The organism is Cobetia sp. 10Alg 146 (assembly GCF_029846385.1).
Classification (GTDB): Bacteria; Pseudomonadota; Gammaproteobacteria; order Pseudomonadales; family Halomonadaceae; genus Cobetia; species Cobetia marina.
Genome location: NZ_JARWKT010000011.1, coordinates 91,092 through 110,720, shown reverse-complemented (window position 1 = coordinate 110,720; position 19,629 = coordinate 91,092). Strand labels below are relative to the sequence as shown.

Genomic DNA, 19,629 nt, shown 5'->3' with positions numbered 1-19,629 from the left:
TAACGCCATGCGTCCCCGGCAGCGGATGCGTACTTTACGCACGATCCGGGCTGAGGGCAAGGGCTTTTTCCATCGATTGTCATTTCGAGGACATGCGGGCGACATCTCTTCCCTCATCACCTCTTCTTGCTCCTTTGGCCTCGTCTCGCCGTTGCTTGCTGACACATATCCCCTGGCCAGATACGCATTCGGCCCCGCCAGAAATGGCGGGGCCGAATATCGATCATCACACCAATGGCAGCTGGCGCTTACTTGTTGCCGCGCAGCTTGCGGCCCAGTGCCATGATCGGGCCACTGGCGACATAGCAACCGAACAGGCCCAGCAGCATCACGGACGGCTCCAGCGAGATGACCACGAAGGCCAGCACGATGGCGAGCAGCGCGACGAAGGGCACCGGCCCCTTGAGGTCGATCTCCTTGAAGCTGTAGTAGCGGATGTTCGACACCATCAGGATACCGGCAGCCGCGACCACGAAGACCATCAGCGACTTGAAGGCGAAGGTCTCGGCGTCAAAGTTGTGCATGGTCCACACACAGCCAGCCACGAGTGCCGCCGCTGCCGGACTGGGCAGACCGATGAACCACTTCTTGTCGGTGGAGCCTATCTGGACATTGAAGCGCGCCAGGCGCAGCGCTGCGCCCGCGACATAGACGAAGGCGGCGATCCAGCCGATCTTGCCGACATCCTGCAGAATCCAGCTGAAGGTGACCAGTGCCGGTGCCACGCCGAAGGACAACATGTCCGCCAGGCTGTCGTACTCCGCACCAAAGGCGCTTTGCGTATTGGTCAGGCGAGCCACACGTCCATCGAGACCATCCAGCACCATCGAGACGAAGATGGCGATGGAGGCATTGGCAAACTCGCCGTTCAGCGCACATACCACAGCGAAGAAGCCAGAGAACAATGCCGACGTGGTGAACAGGTTGGGCAGCAGGTAGATGCCACGCCGACGAACGGGCTTGCCATCCTCGATGGCCTCTTCCACGACTTCGCTGTCGTCGGTGAATTCTTCCACCACCTTGTCCAGCACGGAACTGCTACGGCGGGTCGGTTCTTCGGGGGCATCTTCTGCGCCGGGATGTCGATTTTCGTCAGTCATGGGATTCCTTGCATCATGCCTCGTCGTGGCAGGGTAACCACATTCTACACCTGCCAGTGAGCGCGAATAGTAGTGACACCCTAGCGGCCTCACCGTCGACTGTCACTTCCCTCCCCCATTCGATAGCGCTTATAGAGCAACAACGCAAGCGGGGCGCCCTCCTGATGGAGAGCGCCCCGCTCATTTCACGCCGGATCCAATAGGCAGGATCAGTTGCGTGACTTGTCGACCAGCTGGTTGGCAGTGATCCACGGCATCATGCCACGCAGCTTCTCACCAGTCTGTTCGATCGGGTGCTCGGCGTTCTGACGACGACGGGCCGTCATGGACGGGTAGTTGGTGTTGCCTTCCTGGATGAACATCTTGGCGTATTCACCGCTCTGGATGCGCTTGAGTGCATTGCGCATGGCGACACGGGACTGCTCGTTGATGACTTCGGTGCCGGTCACGTACTCGCCATACTCCGCATTGTTGGAGATGGAGTAGTTCATGTTGGCGATGCCACCTTCGTACATCAGGTCGACGATCAGCTTGAGCTCGTGCAGACACTCGAAGTAGGCCATTTCCGGTGCGTAGCCGGCTTCGGTCAGGGTCTCGAAGCCCATCTTGACCAGCTCGACCGCGCCACCACACAGGACAGCCTGCTCACCGAACAGATCGGTTTCGGTCTCGTCCTTGAAGGTGGTCTCGATGATGCCGGTACGACCGCCGCCGACGCCTGCCGCGTAGGACAGTGCGATGTCCTTGGCCTGGCCAGTCGCATCCTGGTGGATGGCGATCAGGTCCGGGATACCGCCGCCCTTCACGAACTCGGAACGCACGGTGTGACCCGGTGCCTTCGGCGCGATCATGATGACGTCGAGGTCAGCACGCGGCACGACCTGGTTGTAGTGGACGTTGAAGCCGTGAGCGAAGGCCAGTGTCGCGCCCTGCTTCAGGTTCGGTTCCACCTGGTTCTCGTAGATGGCCTTCTGGTTCTCGTCCGGCGCCAGGATCATGACCAGGTCGGCCGCCTTGACCGCTTCCTCGACTTCAGCAACCTTCAGGCCAGCCGCTTCGGCCTTGGCCCAGCTGGAGGAAGAGCGACGCAGGGCTACGGTGACGTCGACGCCGGATTCCTTCAGGTTGTTCGCGTGGGCATGGCCCTGGGAACCGTAACCGAGGATGACCACTTTCTTGCCCTGGATGAGGGAGAGGTCACAATCCTTGTCGTAATAGAGTTTCATCGTCATTGCTCCTGGCGGCTCACCCCGTCAGCGGGATGGCGTGAGATCTTGAAAGAGTGTCTGTTGTTCTTGCGACCCTTCCCGCGAGGGAAGGGCGTATGTCAGTGTCCAGCGCCGACGGCCATCTATCCTGACCGCTCTGCGTCCCTGGGAGGTCGTGCGCCTTGGATCAAGGTCTGCCGTCCTCCTCCTGCGCGGCGATGAGTCCACCTTACCCGCACCTCGGCATTGCGTAAAATGCTATATTTGCACCATCATATGCCATATAGCGCAACACAAGGCATTTCCCCCTTCAGCACTCATCGACAGCGGACTCCGGCATGGACAATCGTCAACTCAAGCAATTCCTGACCCTCGCCGAAACGCTGCATTTCGGACGCGCCAGCACTGCCCTGCACCTGAGCGCCTCTGCCCTGTCACGTGCCATTCGCGCCATGGAAGAGGAACTGGGCGTCAGCCTGTTCGAGCGCGACAACCGCAGCGTCGCACTGACACCGGCGGGAGAGCGCTTCCGTCGTCATGCTCGCGAACTCCTGAGTCAGTGGGATGACATTCGTCAGTCATTGCTGGAAGACAGCGATGAACTGCGTGGCGAGCTATCCCTGTACTGCTCGGTGACCGCCAGCTACAGCTTCCTGTATGAGATTCTCGCCTCCTTCCGGGCCCGCCATCCGCATGTGGAGCTCAAGCTGCATACCGGTGACCCCGCCGTGGCATTGGAGCGCGTGCTGATGGGCCACGAGGACCTGGCGATCGCCGCACGCCCGGACGTGCTGCCCTCGCGCCTGGCCTTCACCGACTTCGCCGAGTCGCCGCTGCGCTTCATTGCCCCGCGTCGTGATGGCCCCGGCCATCAGCTGGAAGGCATCGGCGAGGCGGACGATTCGTCAGCGGGGGACGACCACATCGACTGGGCGCGCGTCCCGATGATCCTCTCCGAGACCGGCCTGGCGCGCGAGCGCTTCGATGCCTGGTGCCATACTCGTGGCATCAAGCCGCGCCTGTATGCCCAGGTTGCCGGCAACGAGGCCATCGTCAGCATGGTCGGACTGGGCTTCGGGATCGGCGTGGTGCCGCAGATCGTGCTCGACAACTCCCCGCTGGCCGATCAGGTGCGCATCCTCGATGTCGATCCGCCGCTGACCCCCTACAAGGTCGGGCTGTGCGTACAGGAGAAACGTCTTCGACATCCACTGGTACGCGCACTCTGGGAACAGCTGCCCGGTACCCCGCGACGGCCAGAGGAGTGATGACGCAGTGACCCTGCGCCACGGAACATTGCGCTACATGGCCCGCACCACGCCACAACGAAAACGGCGCCCCGAGGGGCGCCGTTCTTGTATCGCGTTTCCACAATCACCGTCTTACAGGCTCAACACCTTCTCACCGCGGGCGATGCCGGAGACACCGGTACGAGCCACTTCCAGCACCCCTACCGGCTGCATCGCCGCCAGGAAGGCATCCAGCTTGCCACCGTCACCGGTGATCTGGATGGTGTAGAGGCTCGGCGTGATGTCGACGATCTGGGCACGGAAGATGTCCGCCGTGCGCTTGATCTCGTCACGCTGGGCGCCCAACGCCTTGACCTTGACCAGCATCAGCTCGCGCTCGATGTGGCTGCCCTCGGTGAGATCCACCAGCTTGACCACATCCACCAGCTTGTTGAGGTGCTTGGTGATCTGCTCGATGACGCGATCTTCGCCGACCGTGGTGACGGTCAGACGTGACAGGGTCGCGTCCTCGGTCGGGGCCACGTTGAGGGTCTCGATGTTGAAATTGCGCTGTGAAAACAGGCCGACGACCCGTGACAGCGCGCCCGGTTCGTTTTCCATCAGAATGGAGATGATATGGCGCATCAGGTCCGCTCCGTCTTCGTAAGCAGCATGTCACGCATGGAGCCGAGAGGCACCTGCATCGGATAGACGTGTTCACGCGGGTCGACATAGATGTCGAGGAACACCAGCTCGTCCTTGTTGCGGAAGGCTTCTTCCAGCGCAGGTTCGAGCTCCTCCACCGTGTGCACCTTGATGGCACGGAAGCCATAGGCGCCCGCCAGCTGCACGAAGTCAGGCAGCGACTCCATATAGGAATGCGAGTGACGGGACTTGTAGTTCAGGTCCTGCCACTGACGCACCATGCCCAGCGACTGGTTGTTGAGGTTGATGATCTTGACCCCGATCCCGTACTGCTTACAGGTCGAGAACTCCTGCATCATCATCTGGAAGCTGCCTTCCCCGGTGAACAGCACCACATCGTCATCCGGGTAGGACATCTTGATGCCCATGGCTGCCGGGAAGCCGAAGCCCATGGTGCCCAGACCACCGGAGGTGATCCAGCGGTTGGGGCGCTGGAACTTGTAGTACTGGGCGGCGAACATCTGGTGCTGACCGACATCGGTGGCGACGAAGGCTTCGCCACGCGTCGCGCGGTGCACGGCTTCCACCACCTGCTGCGGCTTGAGCGGCTCGCCCGGGGCGGACGGCTCATACAGCTTGCCTTCACGCTCGGCACGCCAGCCATCGATCTGGGACCACCAGGCTTCCAGTGCATCAGGGTTGGCCAGCTCACGTCCCTGCACGAGGCTGATCATCTCGTTGATCACGGCATCGGCCGGACCGACGATCGGCACATCGGCGCGCACGGTCTTGGAGACTGAACTCGGGTCGATGTCGACGTGGATGATCTTGGCCGTCGGGCAGAACTTCGAGGTGTTGTTGGTCACGCGGTCATCGAAGCGCGCGCCGATGCAGATGATCAGATCGGTGTGGTGCATGGCATTGTTCGACTCATAGGAGCCGTGCATGCCGGGCCAGCCCAGACACTGGCGATCGCCCTGCGGATAGGCACCGATGCCCATCAACGAGGTGGTGATCGGGAAGTTCAGACGGCGCACCAGGTCGGTCAGCGCTTCGCTGGCACGACCGGAGACCACGCCACCGCCGGTGAAGAACAGCGGGCGGCGGGCCTTGAGCATCAGCTCGACGGCCTTCTTGATCTGGCCGCTGTGGCCACGGGTGACCGGGCTGTAGGAGCGCATGCGTACCTTCTTGGGGTAGCTGTACTCGTAACGCTCGGTCGGGGCGGTCATGTCCTTCGGGATGTCGATGACGACCGGCCCCGGGCGTCCGCTGGAGGCCAGATAGAAGGCCTTCTTGATGACTTCCGGAATCTCGCTCGGGTGCTTGATCGAGAAGCTGTGCTTCACGATCGGGCGAGTCACACCGACGATGTCGGTTTCCTGGAAGGCGTCTTCACCGATCAGGTGGCTGGCGACCTGGCCACACAGCACGACCATGGGAATCGAGTCCATGTAGGCCGTGGCGATACCGGTCACGGCATTGGTCGCGCCGGGGCCTGAGGTGACCAGCACGACTCCGGGCTTGCCGGAAGCGCGTGCGTAGCCATCGGCTGCGTGGGTAGCAGCCTGTTCGTGGCGGACCAGAATGTGCTGGACCTTGTCCTGACGGAACAGGGCGTCATAGATGTGCAGCGCCGCTCCACCGGGATAGCCGTATATATACTCCACGCCCTCGTCATGCAGCGCGCGGGCGATCATGTCAGCGCCGGAAAGCAATTCCACTTGGTTGTTCTCCCCTGGAGGTCTCGAGTGCGTCCGGCAGCAATACGCAAGCCGGATCGAGTGCGACCTGAATGTCGCTACCGCAACAGTTGCGGCACCTGATGCCAAACCCTGGCGTCTGCGGCCCGGTTAGGGCCTGCACTCTTGTCGCATCGGTTGGATGCGGTCGGGGCTGATGGCCGATCGGTACGGTTGGCGTACCCTGATCGGCATATCCTTCGACAGGCGGACAGCGACTCAGCGTCTGTCCTTCACGTGGCGCTTCGAGGGTCGCCCGAATGGCCACGCCCGCAATCAGGAATGGTCAAGAGTCCAACAGCCGCAAGGGGCTGTCAACTCAACCTTACGCCAGTGTGCGCCGCCTACGCCAAATGCCACACCGATAACGGGAAATCCGGCCATATGCGTGCGTAAAACCTCACAGATGGCATTTAATTCGCAATTTTCTGCCTCGTGATTTTCAGCATCCCTGCCACCGGGTTGTCATTTTGCGCCCAGACGACAGACACGAAAACGCCCCACCGCAAGCGGAAGACAGACTTCCGTCACGGTGGGGCGTCACTCACGGGCGCGCGATTCAGCGCGTGAAGGTCAGCTCTCCGCCCTCTTCGCCGACCTGGATCACGTCACCGGGCACGAATTCACCGCCCAGCAGCGCCTGGGCCAGCGGGTTCTCGATACGGCTCTGGATGGCGCGCTTGAGCGGACGCGCACCGTAGACCGGATCGAAGCCTGCCTTGGCCAGCAGCGCCATCGCGGCATCGGTGATCTCGAAGCCGAGATCACGTTCGGCCAGCCGCGCCTTGAGCCGCTCGAGCTGAATGCCGGCGATGGAGGCGATCTGCGCCTGCCCCAACGCGTGGAAGACCACCACTTCATCGATGCGGTTGATCAGCTCCGGCCGGAAGTGATTGCCCACGACTTCCATGACCGCCGTCTTCATGTCGTCGTACTGGAAGGCCGCCTTGCGATCGACACTCTCTTGCGTGTCTTCCTCGTCCGCCAGCTCGCCATTGAGACCGCTCATGCGCTGGATCATCTCGGACCCCAGATTCGAGGTCATCACGATCACGGTATTGCGGAAGTCGACGGTACGCCCCTGCCCATCGGTCAGGCGGCCATCTTCCAATACCTGCAGCAGGATGTTGAAGACATCCGGATGCGCCTTCTCGACCTCATCGAGCAACAGCACGGAGTACGGCTTGCGACGCACGGCCTCGGTCAGATAGCCACCCTCTTCATAGCCGACATAGCCGGGAGGCGCGCCGATCAGACGAGCCACCGAGTGCTTCTCCATGAACTCGGACATGTCGATGCGCACCATCGCCTCTTCGGTATCGAACAGGAAGCTGGCCAGCGACTTGCAGAGCTCCGTCTTGCCGACCCCGGTCGGGCCGAGGAACAGGAAGGAGCCATTGGGACGATTCGGGTCCGACAGCCCGGCGCGTGAGCGACGCACCGCATTGGCCACCGCGATCACCGCCTCATCCTGACCGATCACCTTCTCATGCAGCGCCTCTTCCATGCGCAGCAGCTTGTCGCGCTCGCCTTCGAGCATCTTGGAGACCGGAATGCCGGTCCAGCGCGAGACGACCTCGGCAATCTCCTCCTCGGTGACATTGGAGCGCAGCAGCACGTGGGCGGAGGTATCCGCCTCGCCTTCGCCGGCTTCGCTGATCTGCTTCTCGAGCCCCGGAATCACGCCGTACTGCAGTTCCGACATGCGGCTGAGGTCGCCGGCACGCCGCGCCTGTTCCAGATCGATGCGCGCCTGTTCCAGTTCGGCCTTGAACTGCGCTGCCCCCTGGATACTGGCCTTCTCGGCCTTCCAGACCTCATCGAGATCGGCATATTCGCGTTCCAGCTCCGCGATCTGGTCCTCAAGCGCGCCGAGACGCTTGAGTGCCGCTTCGTCGGTCTCCTTCTTGAGGGCTTCACGCTCCATCTTGAGCTGGATCAGACGGCGGTCGAGACGGTCCATCTCTTCCGGCTTGGAGTCCAGCTCCATGCGGATGCGTGACGCGGCTTCATCGATCAGGTCGATCGCCTTGTCCGGCAGCTGACGGTCCGTGATGTAGCGCGATGAGAGGCGCGCGGCCGCAATGATCGCACTGTCAGTGATATCCACCCCATGGTGCACCTCGTAGCGTTCCTTCAAGCCACGCAGGATGGCGATGGTGTCCTCCTCGCTGGGCTGATCCACCTGCACCTTCTGGAAACGACGCTCCAGCGCGGCATCCTTCTCGATGTACTGGCGATACTCGTCAAGCGTGGTGGCACCGACACAGTGCAGCTCGCCACGCGCCAGCGCCGGCTTGAGCATGTTGCCGGCATCCATCGCGCCCTCGGCCTTGCCCGCGCCGACCATGGTGTGCAGCTCATCGATGAACAGGATGACCTGGCCTTCTTCCTGCGCCAGCTCCTTCAGCACCGACTTGAGGCGCTCCTCGAATTCGCCGCGGAACTTGGCTCCCGCCAGCAGCGAGCCCATGTCGAGAGACAGCACACGCTTGTTCTTGAGGCCTTCCGGCACCTCGCCATTGACGATACGGCTGGCCAGCCCCTCGACGATGGCGGTCTTGCCGACACCGGGCTCACCGATCAACACCGGGTTGTTCTTGGTGCGACGCTGAAGGACCTGAATCGTGCGACGAATCTCCTCGTCACGCCCGATCACCGGATCGAGCTTGCCGTCGCGCGCACGCTGGGTGAGGTCCATCGTGTACTTGTTGAGTGCCTCGCGATTGTTCTCGGCGTCGGCATCTCCCACCGCCTCGCCACCGCGCAGTGCATCGATGGCGGAGGTCAGGGCGGGCTTCTTGATGCCCGAGGAGGTGAACGACTTGCCGAGATCACCGCCCAGCTCCAGCGCGGCCAGCAGCGCGAGCTCGGAAGCGATGTATTGATCGCCGCGCTTCTGGGCTTCGCGGTCGGCCAGATTCAGAAGCTTGCCGAGCGCCTGGGAAGGCGCGACATTGCCGTCGAACTGGGACACGGTGGGCAGGTCATCCAGTTGACGCTTGAGCCCGCTCATCAAGCTAGTGGCATCGCCGCCCGCCTTGTTGACCAACGCCTTGAGACCGCCATCGCGGTCCTCCAGCAGGGCCAGCAGCAGATGCTGGGGATGGATTTCATTGTGGCCTCGCCCGACGGCGAGCGACTGGGCATCCGCAAGCGCGTTCTGCAGCTTGCTGGTGAGTTTGTCGATGCGCATGGTGCCTTCTCCTGAGAGTCATGGCGGTACTCCTCTTCTCAGGAGCTTCGCCTGTAACATTTCGTATCTAACCCTAGAGATGGGGGGCTGGGGGGCCGCTTTCAAGGCGTGATTTGCGGCAACGCAGCATGTTGTCCGCGAAGCATGATCCAGATCAGGTTCCCCTGCAGCAGGTTGGCCCTCAGCGCCTGAAGATGTCGCCAGGGGCTTTCGCTCGACACGGAAAAGCGCCCCGCCAACCTGAGTGATCAGGTCAACGGGGCGCTTTTGTCTTTCGGCTTGCCGAGCGTCGGTGCATCGCGGCGGCCAGGTCTCCATTTCACGCTATCAGCGCAGCCAGATCACCGTGGCCATTCGCCCCGTCACGCCATCATCACGGCGATGGGAGTAGAAGCGCGATTCCGAGGCAGTGCAGAAGTGACCGCCACTGACATGGCCGACCCCCGCACGCTCCAGCCGCAGGCGAGCCAGCTTGTAGAGGTCGCCCATATAGTGGCCCAGCCGGTAGGGACTGGATTCGAAGGCGTCGTCGGCCTCGGGGAGATCCGCGATGAAGGCGTCACGCACCTCGGGGCCGACCTCGAACTGGGCATTGGAGATCGCCGGGCCCAGCCAGGACATCAGCTCGCCCGGGTCATCTCCCAGGCGGGCGACAGTGGCTTCCAGCACACCTTCCACCAGGCCACGCCAGCCCGCATGCGCCACCCCGACCCGCGTCCCCTGACGATCACAGAACAGCACCGGCAGGCAGTCCGCCGTCATCACCACGCAGGCCTGCCCCGTACCGGTACTGATGCAGGCGTCAGCACGTGGTGGCACCGCCTCATGGCGCTCATCGGCGTGACAGACGTCAAAGGCATCCACCACCTGAGTCCCATGCACCTGATCCAGCCACGCCAGTGGACGACCATCATCGACCTCCGCCGCGAGCAGATCACGCACCCGCGCGACCATCGCCGGATCATCCCCGACATGCCGCGCCGGATTGAAGCCAGCGTATGGCCCCTGACTCGGGCCACTCTCACGCGTGGTCACGAAGGCCTGCACCGGACTGGGTGCTGGCCAGTCCGGCAGAATCAGGGTCGGGCGTAGACTGTCGTCGTGCATAACCTCTCCTGGCGCGATGGGATACGCGAACCGAGCCCCTCAGCGGGCGATGTCTTCCTTGAGATAGTCGATCAAGACCAGCATGTCACCCGGCATCTCGGCGCGGAATTCGACTTCCTTGCCCGTGATCGGGTGGATGAAGGCGAGGCGACGGGCATGCAGCGCCTGACGCGGGAACTGACGCAGCAACTCCTTGAGCGGGTCACTGGCCCCCGGCGGAAGCTTCAGACGGCCTCCGTAGACCGGGTCCCCGATCAGTGGATAGCGCTGGTGCGCCATGTGCACACGGATCTGGTGGGTACGCCCGGTTTCCAGCTTGCAGCGGATATGGGTATGGCCCCGGAAGCGCTCCACCACGCGAAAATGCGTGATCGCCATCTTGCCGCTATGGGTCACGGCCTGACGCTTGCGATCCTTGGGGTGACGCCCGATGGGCGCATCCACGGTACCGCCCGCCGTCAGCACACCGGTCACGACGGCATCGTACTCGCGAGACACGGTACGCGCCTGCAGCTGCTCGACCAGGTCCGCCTGGGCGGTCAGCGACTTGGCGACCACCATCAGGCCACTGGTGTCCTTGTCGAGACGATGCACGATACCGGCACGCGGCAGCATGGCATTGCCCGGACAATGGTGCAGGATGGCATTGAGCAGCGTGCCATCCGGATTGCCGGCCCCCGGGTGCACGACCATGCCGTGCTCCTTGTTGATGACCAGCACGTCGTCATCCTCGAAGACGATCTCGAGCTCGATGTCCTCGGGGCCATGACTGACTTCTTCTTCAAGCTCGGCGGTCAGGGCCAGACGTTCACCGCCATAGACCTTCTCGCGGGGTTTGACGGCGGCACCGTCGAGGGTCAAGGCACCGGTCTTGATCCAGTGCTTGAGGCGCTCGCGGGAATAGTCGGAGAAGATCTCGGCGCAGGCCTGATCAAGGCGCATGCCAATCATCGCCTCCGGGATCCGCTCTTCGCGGTTGATGGTGTCTGCCATATTGCTCTCTGAGGCCGTTTCGCAGGAAAGGGCCTTTGCTTTATAGTGAGTGCGGATCGGCGGATTCTAGCATGCCCGCCATGGATTGCCCGAGATGAGGAAACCGATGCGCGCCCTTCCCTTGACTGCCTTCGCCCTGGCCAGCACCTTGCTGGTCGGCTGTGCGTCCAACGAGCCGGCACCGGATCTTCAGGAGCAGGAGCTGTACCGTCAGGCTCAGGTTTCCCTGGATACCAGCCGCTTCAACTCCGCCGTGCAGCAACTTGAAGCACTGGATACTCGCTTCCCGTTCGGCAGCTATGCCGAACAGTCGCAGCTGGAGCTGATCTACGCCTACTACCAGGTGGACAACTGGGAAGCCGCACGCGCGGCGGCCAGCCGCTTCATTCGGCTGCACCCGGACCACCCGCAGGTCGATTATGCCTACTACATGCGTGGACTGGCAGCCTATAGTGCAGGGCGCTTCAGCCTGGAATCGCTGGACCTGATCGACATCTCCAAGCGGGATCTCGGTGCGACGCGGGACGCCTACGTCGACTTCGGCGAACTGGTGCGCCGCTTCCCCAACAGCACCTACGCCGCAGATTCGCGTCAGCGCATCATCTATCTGCGCAATGTACTCGCGCGTGGCGAGCTGCAGACAGCGGATTTCTATCTGCGCAAGCAGGCCTATCTGGCCGCCGTGAAGCGTGGCGAGTGGGTGATCGAGCACTACCCTAACACTCCTGCCACTCGCGATGCGCTGGCCGTGATGGTCGAAGGCTATCTGGGCCTCGGTCTGCGCGACCGCGCCAGCGAGACGCTCAAGGTGCTGATCCAGAATGATCCGGACAACAAGCGTCTGGATGGCCGTACCTTCGAGCCGCGCTACGTGAAGGCGGATGACCTGACCGTCTGACGATCAGGCTTCCCGCCTCACCATCGAAAAGCCCGTGATCACCGATCACGGGCTTTTTTCATGCTGTCAGCATGGCCAGAATCGTCGGACTCAGGCGCTTTCAGCGGCTTGCGCAAAGAATCCGCAATCCCTGACACCGAACATGAGTTGCCTCAGTCGCCGGCCGCCCAGCCATTGACGATCGGGTAGCGACGGTCGCGCCCGAAGCCACGCGGCGTGACACGCACGCCAACCGGTGCCTGACGGCGCTTGTACTCACAGCGGTCGACGAGACGCACCACACGATAGACATCCTCTTCCTCGAAACCGGCACGGATGATCGCCTCGGCACTCATGTCACCCTCGATGTAATGGGTGAGAATCGCATCCAGGGTGTCGTAGTCCGGCAGCGAGTCGCTGTCGAGCTGGTCTTCGGCGAGCTCCGCGGACGGCGGACGCGTGATGACACGCTCCGGAATCGCCGGGCCCATGGTGTTGCGCCAGTTGGCGAGACGGAATACCCAGGTCTTGTAGACGTCCTTGAGCGCATTGTAGCCCCCGACCATGTCGCCATAGAGCGTGGCGTAACCCACCGCCATCTCGCTCTTGTTGCCAGTGGTCAGCACCATCAGGCCCTTCTTGTTGGAGATGGCCATCAGCAGCACGCCACGACAGCGTGACTGCAGGTTCTCCTCGGTGGTGTCGCGCTCACTGCCGGCAAAGCTCTCCGCCAATGTCTCGGTGAAGGCCTCGACCATCGGGGCGATGGGCATCACCTCGTAATTCACGCCCAGCAGTGTCGCCTGCTCGGCAGCGTCTTCCCTGGAGATGTCCGCGGTGTAGTGATACGGCATCATCACCGCATGCACGCGGTCCGCGCCCAGCGCATCGACGGCAATCGCCAGCGACAGGCCGGAGTCGATGCCACCAGAGAGACCCAGCACCACGCCCTTGAAGCCGCTCTTGTTGACGTAGTCACGCAGACCGGTGACCAGTGCACAGTAGAGCGACTCTTCCGGTGACAGCAGCTCGGCGATCTCGCCGCTCTGCGGCGCCCAGCTACCGCCTTCCTCCTTGAGGAACTGCACCGGCATCAGGCCGACATCCCACCAGGGTGCCTGCACGCAGGTATTGCCCTCGGCATCGATGGCGGCGGAGCCACCATCGAAGACCAGCTCGTCCTGGCCACCGATCTGATTGACGTAGACCAGCGGACACTTCACTTCGGCCGCCCGCTGAGCGAACAGATGATTGCGCTCGGCCGGCTTCTCCAGATGATAGGGCGAGGCATTGAGGCTGACGAGAATGTCCGCGCCGGCATCCCGTGCCTGACGAACGGGCGCGCCATCCCACAGGTCTTCACAGATCACGATACCCAGACGGGCGCCGCGGCATTCCACCACGCAGGCCTCGGAGCCCGGCGTGAAGTAACGCTGCTCATCGAAGACCTGATAGTTGGGCAGTGCCTGCTTTGCGTACTCGGCGATCCACTCGCCATCCTTGAGCACGCCGGCCAGGTTGTAGCGCTTGCCGTCACGCATGCCGGGGTAGCCGACGATGACCATCACCCCACGCGCGACCTTGCTGGCCATCCGCGCGCGCGCCTCGTCGAGTCGTGCCTCCATGGATTCGCGCAGCAACAGGTCTTCCGGCGGGTAGCCGGTCAGACACAGCTCGGGCAGCACGACGACGTCGGCCTTGTGCTCGAGACTCGCTTCACGGACGGCTTCGATGGCACGCTCGGTATTGCCGGGGATATCACCGACCAGCGGGTCGAGCTGGGCCATCACCAGAGTCAGATCTTGCATGCGGTAAGGATCTCTCGATTGGCGGTTCGATAAGGGGCCAGTACACTGTGGCCAGACATCTGGCTCAGACTGCTGAGCCGTGCACCGGCTCATCAGTCTCATGATGGCCGCCATTGTCCCGCAAGGTCGCGCCGCTGGCAAAAAGCCACGCGCGCCGCCTCATCTGGGAGTCATATAGGAATGAGCCTGTTGATCATCCGTCTGCTGGTATTCGTCGTCCTGTTCTGGGCAGGCCTGCGCCTCTATCGCATGTATCGCCAATGGAAGCTGAGCCAGGACAACCACGATGACGGCCAGCCTGCCGAGCGCGAGGCCCAGAACATGGTGCGCTGCGCCTACTGCGATCTGCATCTGCCGGAAAATGACGCCATCCGCCATGAAGCGCTGCACTTCTGCTGTCAGGAGCACCAGCAGCATTTCCTCGACGAGGGGCCACGCAAGTAACGCACTGTCTTCCCCCTCGAGACGAAGGCTCGAGGGGGAAGACGCCATGACGATGCTCAGGCCCAGCGCGTCGCGTCTGGCTGGGACGAGGCTTCCAGCGTGGCGATCTCGCCCAGCAAGGTCTCGGGCTGGTAGGGGGTGGGGTCGATGATCGGCGTACGCCCCAGCAACTGGTCCGCCAGCAGGCGGGTCGAGGCCGGCGCCAGTACCAGGCCATTGCGATAGTGACCGGCATTGACGTGCAGGTGGCGGCGTTCGGGCACGGCACCGATGAACGGCATGCCGGTCGGCGAACCGGGACGCAGCCCCGCCCAGTGATGCTCGACCTCACACTCGGCCAGCGCCGGGATGATCTCGCAAGCGCTCTTGATCAGCGACTCACGCGCCTCAAGGGTGGTCGCCTTGTCGAAGCCGACCTCCTCCAGCGTGGAACCCGCCACGATGCGCCCATCGGCACGTGGAATCACGTAGCGTCCATTCTTGAGTACCACGCGCTCCACCAGCCCCTTGGGTGCCTTGAACAGCACCATCTGGCCGCGTACCGGCCGCACCGGCAGCGCCAGCCCCGCCTTACTCAGAATCTCGCGACTCCAGGCGCCCCCACAGACCACGACCTGTCCGGCGGACAGCACTGAATTGGCGGTCTGCACGCCGATGGCGGTGTCGTCCTGCAGCAGAATGCCCTGCACCGCGACATTCTCGAGCAGACGCACGCGCGGGTGGGCATCGAGAGCGGCGCGCAGTGACTTGCCCAGGCGCGGATTGCGGATGCTGCCCAGCGTCGGCATCCACAGCGCCGATTCGCAACCGGGCGCGACGGCCGGTGCCTTGTCGTAAAGAAAGTCAGCCTCCACGCGCGTCAGCGGCTTGGTGTATTCCTCGGACCAGCTCAGTGCCTGCTCGGCGTCCTCGACATTCAGGTACAGCAGACCCTGCTGGCGATATTCGGGGTCGATGCCGGTGGTCTCGATCAGGCGCTCGGCCAGCGTGGGGTAGAAACCTTCCGACCAGGCAGACAGGCGTGAGATCGGCGCACTATAACGCCACGGATACAACGGCGAGACGATACCGCCGCCCGCCCAGGATGCCTCGCGCCCACACTGGCCCCGCTCGACCAGCGTGACCTCGGCACCGCCATCCGCCAGTTCCAGCGCAGTCAGCATGCCGATCACGCCACCGCCTACCACCACAAAGTCATTCACGCCTGTTCGCTCCTGCCTCAAGACCGGGAAAGGCTTCCAGAATACGCCGCCCGCAAGGCGGTGCAAGCGAGCCGCGCGCAATCCAGTATCGCGCCGAGGCCGCTCTCGCCACTGCTACCAGCAATCGCCATCGCCTTCAGCCGTCCGGCGCCCGGTACTACTCAAGCTCAAGGACTTACACTCAGTATCGCGAGCCTGAACACCTGTCGCCGTCGCCTTGACAGTAAAAGCAGTTGCATTGCCATCAAGACTCAATGTGTAAAAGCCATCAGGCGACGTGGTCGCACGCCCCAAACCGTCATCATCACAGCTCGAGCCACCCCCGATACTGGATGAGTATTCACCACAGCGCGCCATGTAGCGCTCCTGCGCCTGTGCTAGCGACACCAGCGCGACATGAGCGTCCTCGCGGTGGGTACGCAGAACATGATTCTGGTAACTGGGATACGCGATGGCAGCCAGAATGCCGACGATGGCAACCACTATCATCAACTCGATCAGACTGAAGCCCCGCCCTCTTCGATAAGCGCTTGACTGACTGTCTATACGCTCATTGGCAATGGCTTGTTCAATCATGGGCATGTCCTGTCGTGAAACAGCCACCGCGGCAAGTTGCGGTGGCTGACATAAGAAGTAAAAGTACACGCTTTACCGAGAGCTTCAGCGCAGCTGGTACCAGGAGACACGGCCAGATGTCGCAGACGTCTGTACATTGAGCTCGAACGGAGTAACCGTGCCAGGGTCGCTGCCACTGGCCCCAGTAGCGACAAAGACATGATTGCCAATACTGGCCAGGCCACTAGGCTCACCAGAGAGTTTGATGCTGACCAGGATATTGCCAACCTCAGGACCAGCTTCATTCACTGTTCCAATAAGATCTCCATCATCGAAGCTACTGTCTCCATTGAGATCGAAAATCGGGACATAGCTTGAGTTGCCGCTATCGTAAGACGGCAGACCAGTCTGTACGTCGACCGCTATCAACCAACCACTACTATTGGCTTCACAGAAGTTACTGCCGCCCCCGTCAGTGCGTGTTGAGACGACCAGCAGATTGCCCAGCAAACTGGCAGGCTGGACGACCTCCTCGCCAGCATCAACGAGATCCAGATACCAGCCGTAGCGTGACTCCTTGTCACTGGCTAAAGGCTGCTGGCCGTAATCAAAAAGCTGGCCATCCAGCGTGCGCCCGACAATCTCTCCCTCAGCATGCTCCACACCAGTAAACTCACGCTGCTCAAGCTGCTCACGCCCCAGGTCGAGATGCTGGCCGTCATCGAGCACGGTATACAGACTTTGCTGGCTGGCCACGTCATCATCAATCGGCGTATAGAGCTGTTCACCCGTGCCGAATGACACAAGGAGATTAGGCTCTTCCATGGTATTCGTCGCACCAGAAAGGCGACTCAATGTCGGCTTGACCGTGATCGGCTGAACACTCCCGCTGGCGCAGCCTTCACTACTATCCGAGTCACAGGTGGCAGTGAAAAGCAGACTGGACTTCCACTCCGCTGGGTCCCTCTCACTAAGGTCAAACTTCCACATTCTCCCCTGCATATCACCGCCGTAAGCAAAATCGATCGTTCCGTTGCCATCAAGGTCAGCGACCTGAAGGCTGGTGAGTTCTCCTGCATCACTCCCGCCGACAAGCTTGGCTATCGCGGTACCAGACGTCAGCTCACGCAGAAACAGAGTGGCAGAAGCCTTGTCGTTCTCCGGTTTGAGTCCATTGGGGATCAGCAAGGCCTGCTGGCCATTGTTGAGTTGACCAACATGAACACCGCCATAGACATAGCCTACATCCTTATCCTTGAGGCCATTGCGGTTATTGGCGACCCCAAACTCCCAACCTGCCAGTCCAGCAGCCGAAACCTCATTGCCTTTGACGGCATCCGAGACATTGAGCACGAAAACCCCACGGCCACCGCCGCCCAACCCGGACGCCAGCCAGGTACTCCCCTCAGCTAACGTCGTCACACGTGGGACGGCATCAACATAATAACGATGCTGGTAACCGGTGCTTGCCAGATAACCGAGCCCTTCTCCATCTTCTTTGCTGAACAACAGCTCAGGAATATACGCGAACTGCTCATCGCCAGATTCGAGATCAAAGGCATGCAACATGCCGTCATTGGCCCCCACAAAGACACTGCCCTGACCATTTCCGCCATCGCGAGTCACAACGACTGGGGAAGATCCAATGATATCGCCCAACACGCTACCCTGACGGGTACGTAGGCCCTTTCCCTCGAGTGCGCGACTCCCTTTGAGCCAGGCGACCACCGCCTCGCGCCCCTCTCTTTTGCTCAGATCATCGGGCGCATGACGCTCCAGATCCTTCTGCTGCGCACTGGTGAGGTTGCCCTCTGAAAACACGACTGTTGAACCGTTATCCGCGGTGTAGACCTTGCGACTGGCGGCTCCTGACTTATTGAGATTGGCCGTCAGCCTGTCCGAAGCATTCCATACAGGGGCCTCTTGGTTTGCCTCGAATGTCCCGCTATCCACCACTTCGGCATCGGAGTCTCCCTGAGCCACTGCCGATACCGCCGTGACTTCCCCCGACCAGCTGGCGGGGGAATAGCTGACCTGAAGTACGACACCACCTGCTTCAACCTCCGCAGTACTCAGATTGGTCGCCACACCGCTGACACTCTCACCACGCGCCACGATATCTCGCGAAATGGCTGCCAGAGCATCGACCAAGGCCGCAGGATCAGCGGCATTGAAGTAGAGCCCGCCCCCATCTTCCGCAGCTTGCTTGAGGTCATCGATGGTGCTGGAGGTCGATTCCTGAACATATCCAGGTATGTCGCTATTCAGCCGAGTATTCCACCTGTCATCATCAGCCTCGACACCAAATGCGACGGTATAGGTCGTCATCACCTGGTTCTCATAACTACCACTACCCAATGATTCCTTGAGGTCCTTGTTAGCGTAGTAATAGGCAACATCAGCCAATGTCGTTTTGCCTCCGTATCCTCCATTGGAGTAATACCAGCGTCGCCCATCATTATTTGCATCTCCGATCGACTCAACGCGAGTACGATCGCCACTGGTACTTTCGCGGTTCCAGAAACCATCAGTAACCAGAATGGTGAAGTTTTGCTGACACATGCCGCCCAAATCAGCACTCATGATAGGTGAGCTATCACCGCGATAATATTCGCCAGCACGATAGAGTGCTTCACGCAATGGTGTGCCGCGATAACTATTGACACTACTGATTACACTGGTAGCAATAGCATCACGCACATCGTCGAAGTGCGCATTGGTATTGACAGCGGCCCCACCAAGAGCAGAACCCAAAAGACTGCCGACCGTATTTAGTATCTTGGTGATAATATCATCGACTGGTACTTGTTGAGCTGTATCAGCATCTGGATTGATCGTCATGAAGCCAGTACGATATTGCGTCCCTGTCAACAGCTCCAAACTGGCCGCCTTACCCACACTCAGACGATCTCGATAATAGGTAAACCAATTAGCATAATTTTGTTTTTGTGCAGGTAATAAATCTGAAACTTCATATTTTAAACTGCAACCACTACCAGCATTACCACTATCCACATAATAGGAAAAACCACGCTTACGATCTGTCAAGTCAACGCGATTTCCTGAGACATCGCCTTTAGAATAATCAATCAAAGCATTTTCTGGATCACTATCATCGGCCCGAGTGCCATCTTCCTCTAGCTTCCAAGGAAGATAATCAAGATTTGGATTATAGGCCTGCGAGTTATATGACGAACAGAAAAAATGCTTATCAAGCTCATACTGGGAGAACACATACTTCCAGCTGCTATTCCAATTACAATAACTGGAACAACGCCAATCGTATCCGAATAGCTTATCATAACCACGAGGCGACCCCCCGCCTTCTACTGTATCTTCAAAGGACATTGACCCAGAATCATCCAACAACAGCAGAACATTCGGAGTAACACCCACGTTCTGGGTAATCGGCAGCTGTGAGAGTGTACGCTCGTCATTTGAAGAGGCAGCAAAGCTTGCTGTAGTGATAAATGCCAAGCCATACATAGGCAGCAGGCAATAACGTAAAGTACGCGGAGTCATG

The 19,629-nt window shown here is 60.9% G+C and carries 14 protein-coding genes; 3 read left to right on the top strand and 11 right to left on the bottom strand.

Translation table 11 applies throughout. The annotated features are described in order from the left end of the window. Positions 1-248: 248 nt before the first annotated feature. Positions 249-1,100, bottom strand: coding sequence for a CDP-diacylglycerol--serine O-phosphatidyltransferase (gene pssA / locus QD172_RS16385; RefSeq protein ID WP_077373497.1), 852 nt, complete (start codon positions 1,098-1,100; stop codon positions 249-251). Positions 1,101-1,309: 209 nt separating this feature from the next. Further along, positions 1,310-2,326, bottom strand: a complete 1,017-nt coding sequence (ilvC, locus tag QD172_RS16380; protein WP_043337232.1) for a ketol-acid reductoisomerase — start codon at positions 2,324-2,326, stop codon at positions 1,310-1,312. Between the two features lie 320 nt (positions 2,327-2,646). Here ilvC and ilvY point away from each other — a divergent pair, with 320 nt between their 5' ends. After that, a complete protein-coding gene (gene ilvY / locus QD172_RS16375) occupies positions 2,647-3,576 on the top strand; it encodes an HTH-type transcriptional activator IlvY (RefSeq protein ID WP_084207772.1) in 930 nt (309 codons plus the stop codon). A 114-nt stretch (positions 3,577-3,690) separates the two neighbouring features. Here ilvY and ilvN read toward each other — a convergent pair whose 3' ends face one another. The 5 genes from ilvN to rluD all read right to left on the bottom strand — a co-directional run bounded on the left by ilvN (position 3,691) and on the right by rluD (position 11,220). After that, entirely contained in the window at positions 3,691-4,182 is a 492-nt protein-coding gene (gene ilvN, locus QD172_RS16370; protein WP_043337227.1) for an acetolactate synthase small subunit, read from the bottom strand. Beyond that, on the bottom strand, positions 4,182-5,906 hold the full coding sequence (locus QD172_RS16365) for an acetolactate synthase 3 large subunit (RefSeq protein ID WP_136939691.1): 1,725 nt from the start codon (positions 5,904-5,906) through the stop codon (positions 4,182-4,184). Before QD172_RS16365 ends, ilvN begins: the two co-directional genes overlap by 1 nt. A gap of 577 nt (positions 5,907-6,483) precedes the next feature. After that, positions 6,484-9,120 (bottom strand): ATP-dependent chaperone ClpB, encoded by a 2,637-nt coding sequence (gene clpB / locus QD172_RS16360; protein ID WP_279856303.1) that lies wholly within the window; start codon positions 9,118-9,120, stop codon positions 6,484-6,486. Between the two features lie 327 nt (positions 9,121-9,447). Then, positions 9,448-10,227, bottom strand: coding sequence for a peptidoglycan editing factor PgeF (gene pgeF / locus QD172_RS16355; RefSeq protein WP_279856302.1), 780 nt, complete (start codon positions 10,225-10,227; stop codon positions 9,448-9,450). Positions 10,228-10,266: 39 nt separating this feature from the next. Then, positions 10,267-11,220, bottom strand: a complete 954-nt coding sequence (rluD, locus tag QD172_RS16350) for a 23S rRNA pseudouridine(1911/1915/1917) synthase RluD (RefSeq protein ID WP_077373483.1) — start codon at positions 11,218-11,220, stop codon at positions 10,267-10,269. 106 nt (positions 11,221-11,326) lie between these two features. On the opposite strand from rluD, the gene QD172_RS16345 reads away from it, so the two are divergent. Continuing rightward, positions 11,327-12,118, top strand: coding sequence for an outer membrane protein assembly factor BamD (locus QD172_RS16345; RefSeq protein WP_103751389.1), 792 nt, complete (start codon positions 11,327-11,329; stop codon positions 12,116-12,118). Between the two features lie 152 nt (positions 12,119-12,270). Here the strand turns inward: QD172_RS16345 and QD172_RS16340 are convergent, their stop codons facing one another. After that, entirely contained in the window at positions 12,271-13,905 is a 1,635-nt protein-coding gene (locus tag QD172_RS16340) for an NAD+ synthase (RefSeq protein ID WP_084207770.1), read from the bottom strand. A 180-nt stretch (positions 13,906-14,085) separates the two neighbouring features. Here QD172_RS16340 and QD172_RS16335 point away from each other — a divergent pair, with 180 nt between their 5' ends. Then, on the top strand, positions 14,086-14,349 hold the full coding sequence (locus tag QD172_RS16335; RefSeq protein WP_077373474.1) for a PP0621 family protein: 264 nt from the start codon (positions 14,086-14,088) through the stop codon (positions 14,347-14,349). A 56-nt stretch (positions 14,350-14,405) separates the two neighbouring features. Here QD172_RS16335 and thiO read toward each other — a convergent pair whose 3' ends face one another. The 3 genes from thiO to QD172_RS16320 all read right to left on the bottom strand — a co-directional run bounded on the left by thiO (position 14,406) and on the right by QD172_RS16320 (position 19,628). Beyond that, on the bottom strand, positions 14,406-15,551 hold the full coding sequence (gene thiO, locus QD172_RS16330; RefSeq protein ID WP_279856301.1) for a glycine oxidase ThiO: 1,146 nt from the start codon (positions 15,549-15,551) through the stop codon (positions 14,406-14,408). Between the two features lie 114 nt (positions 15,552-15,665). Next, on the bottom strand, positions 15,666-16,127 hold the full coding sequence (locus QD172_RS16325) for a type IV pilin protein (protein WP_052384920.1): 462 nt from the start codon (positions 16,125-16,127) through the stop codon (positions 15,666-15,668). An 84-nt stretch (positions 16,128-16,211) separates the two neighbouring features. Beyond that, positions 16,212-19,628, bottom strand: coding sequence for a PilC/PilY family type IV pilus protein (locus QD172_RS16320; RefSeq protein WP_077373468.1), 3,417 nt, complete (start codon positions 19,626-19,628; stop codon positions 16,212-16,214). Position 19,629: the final 1 nt, after the last annotated feature.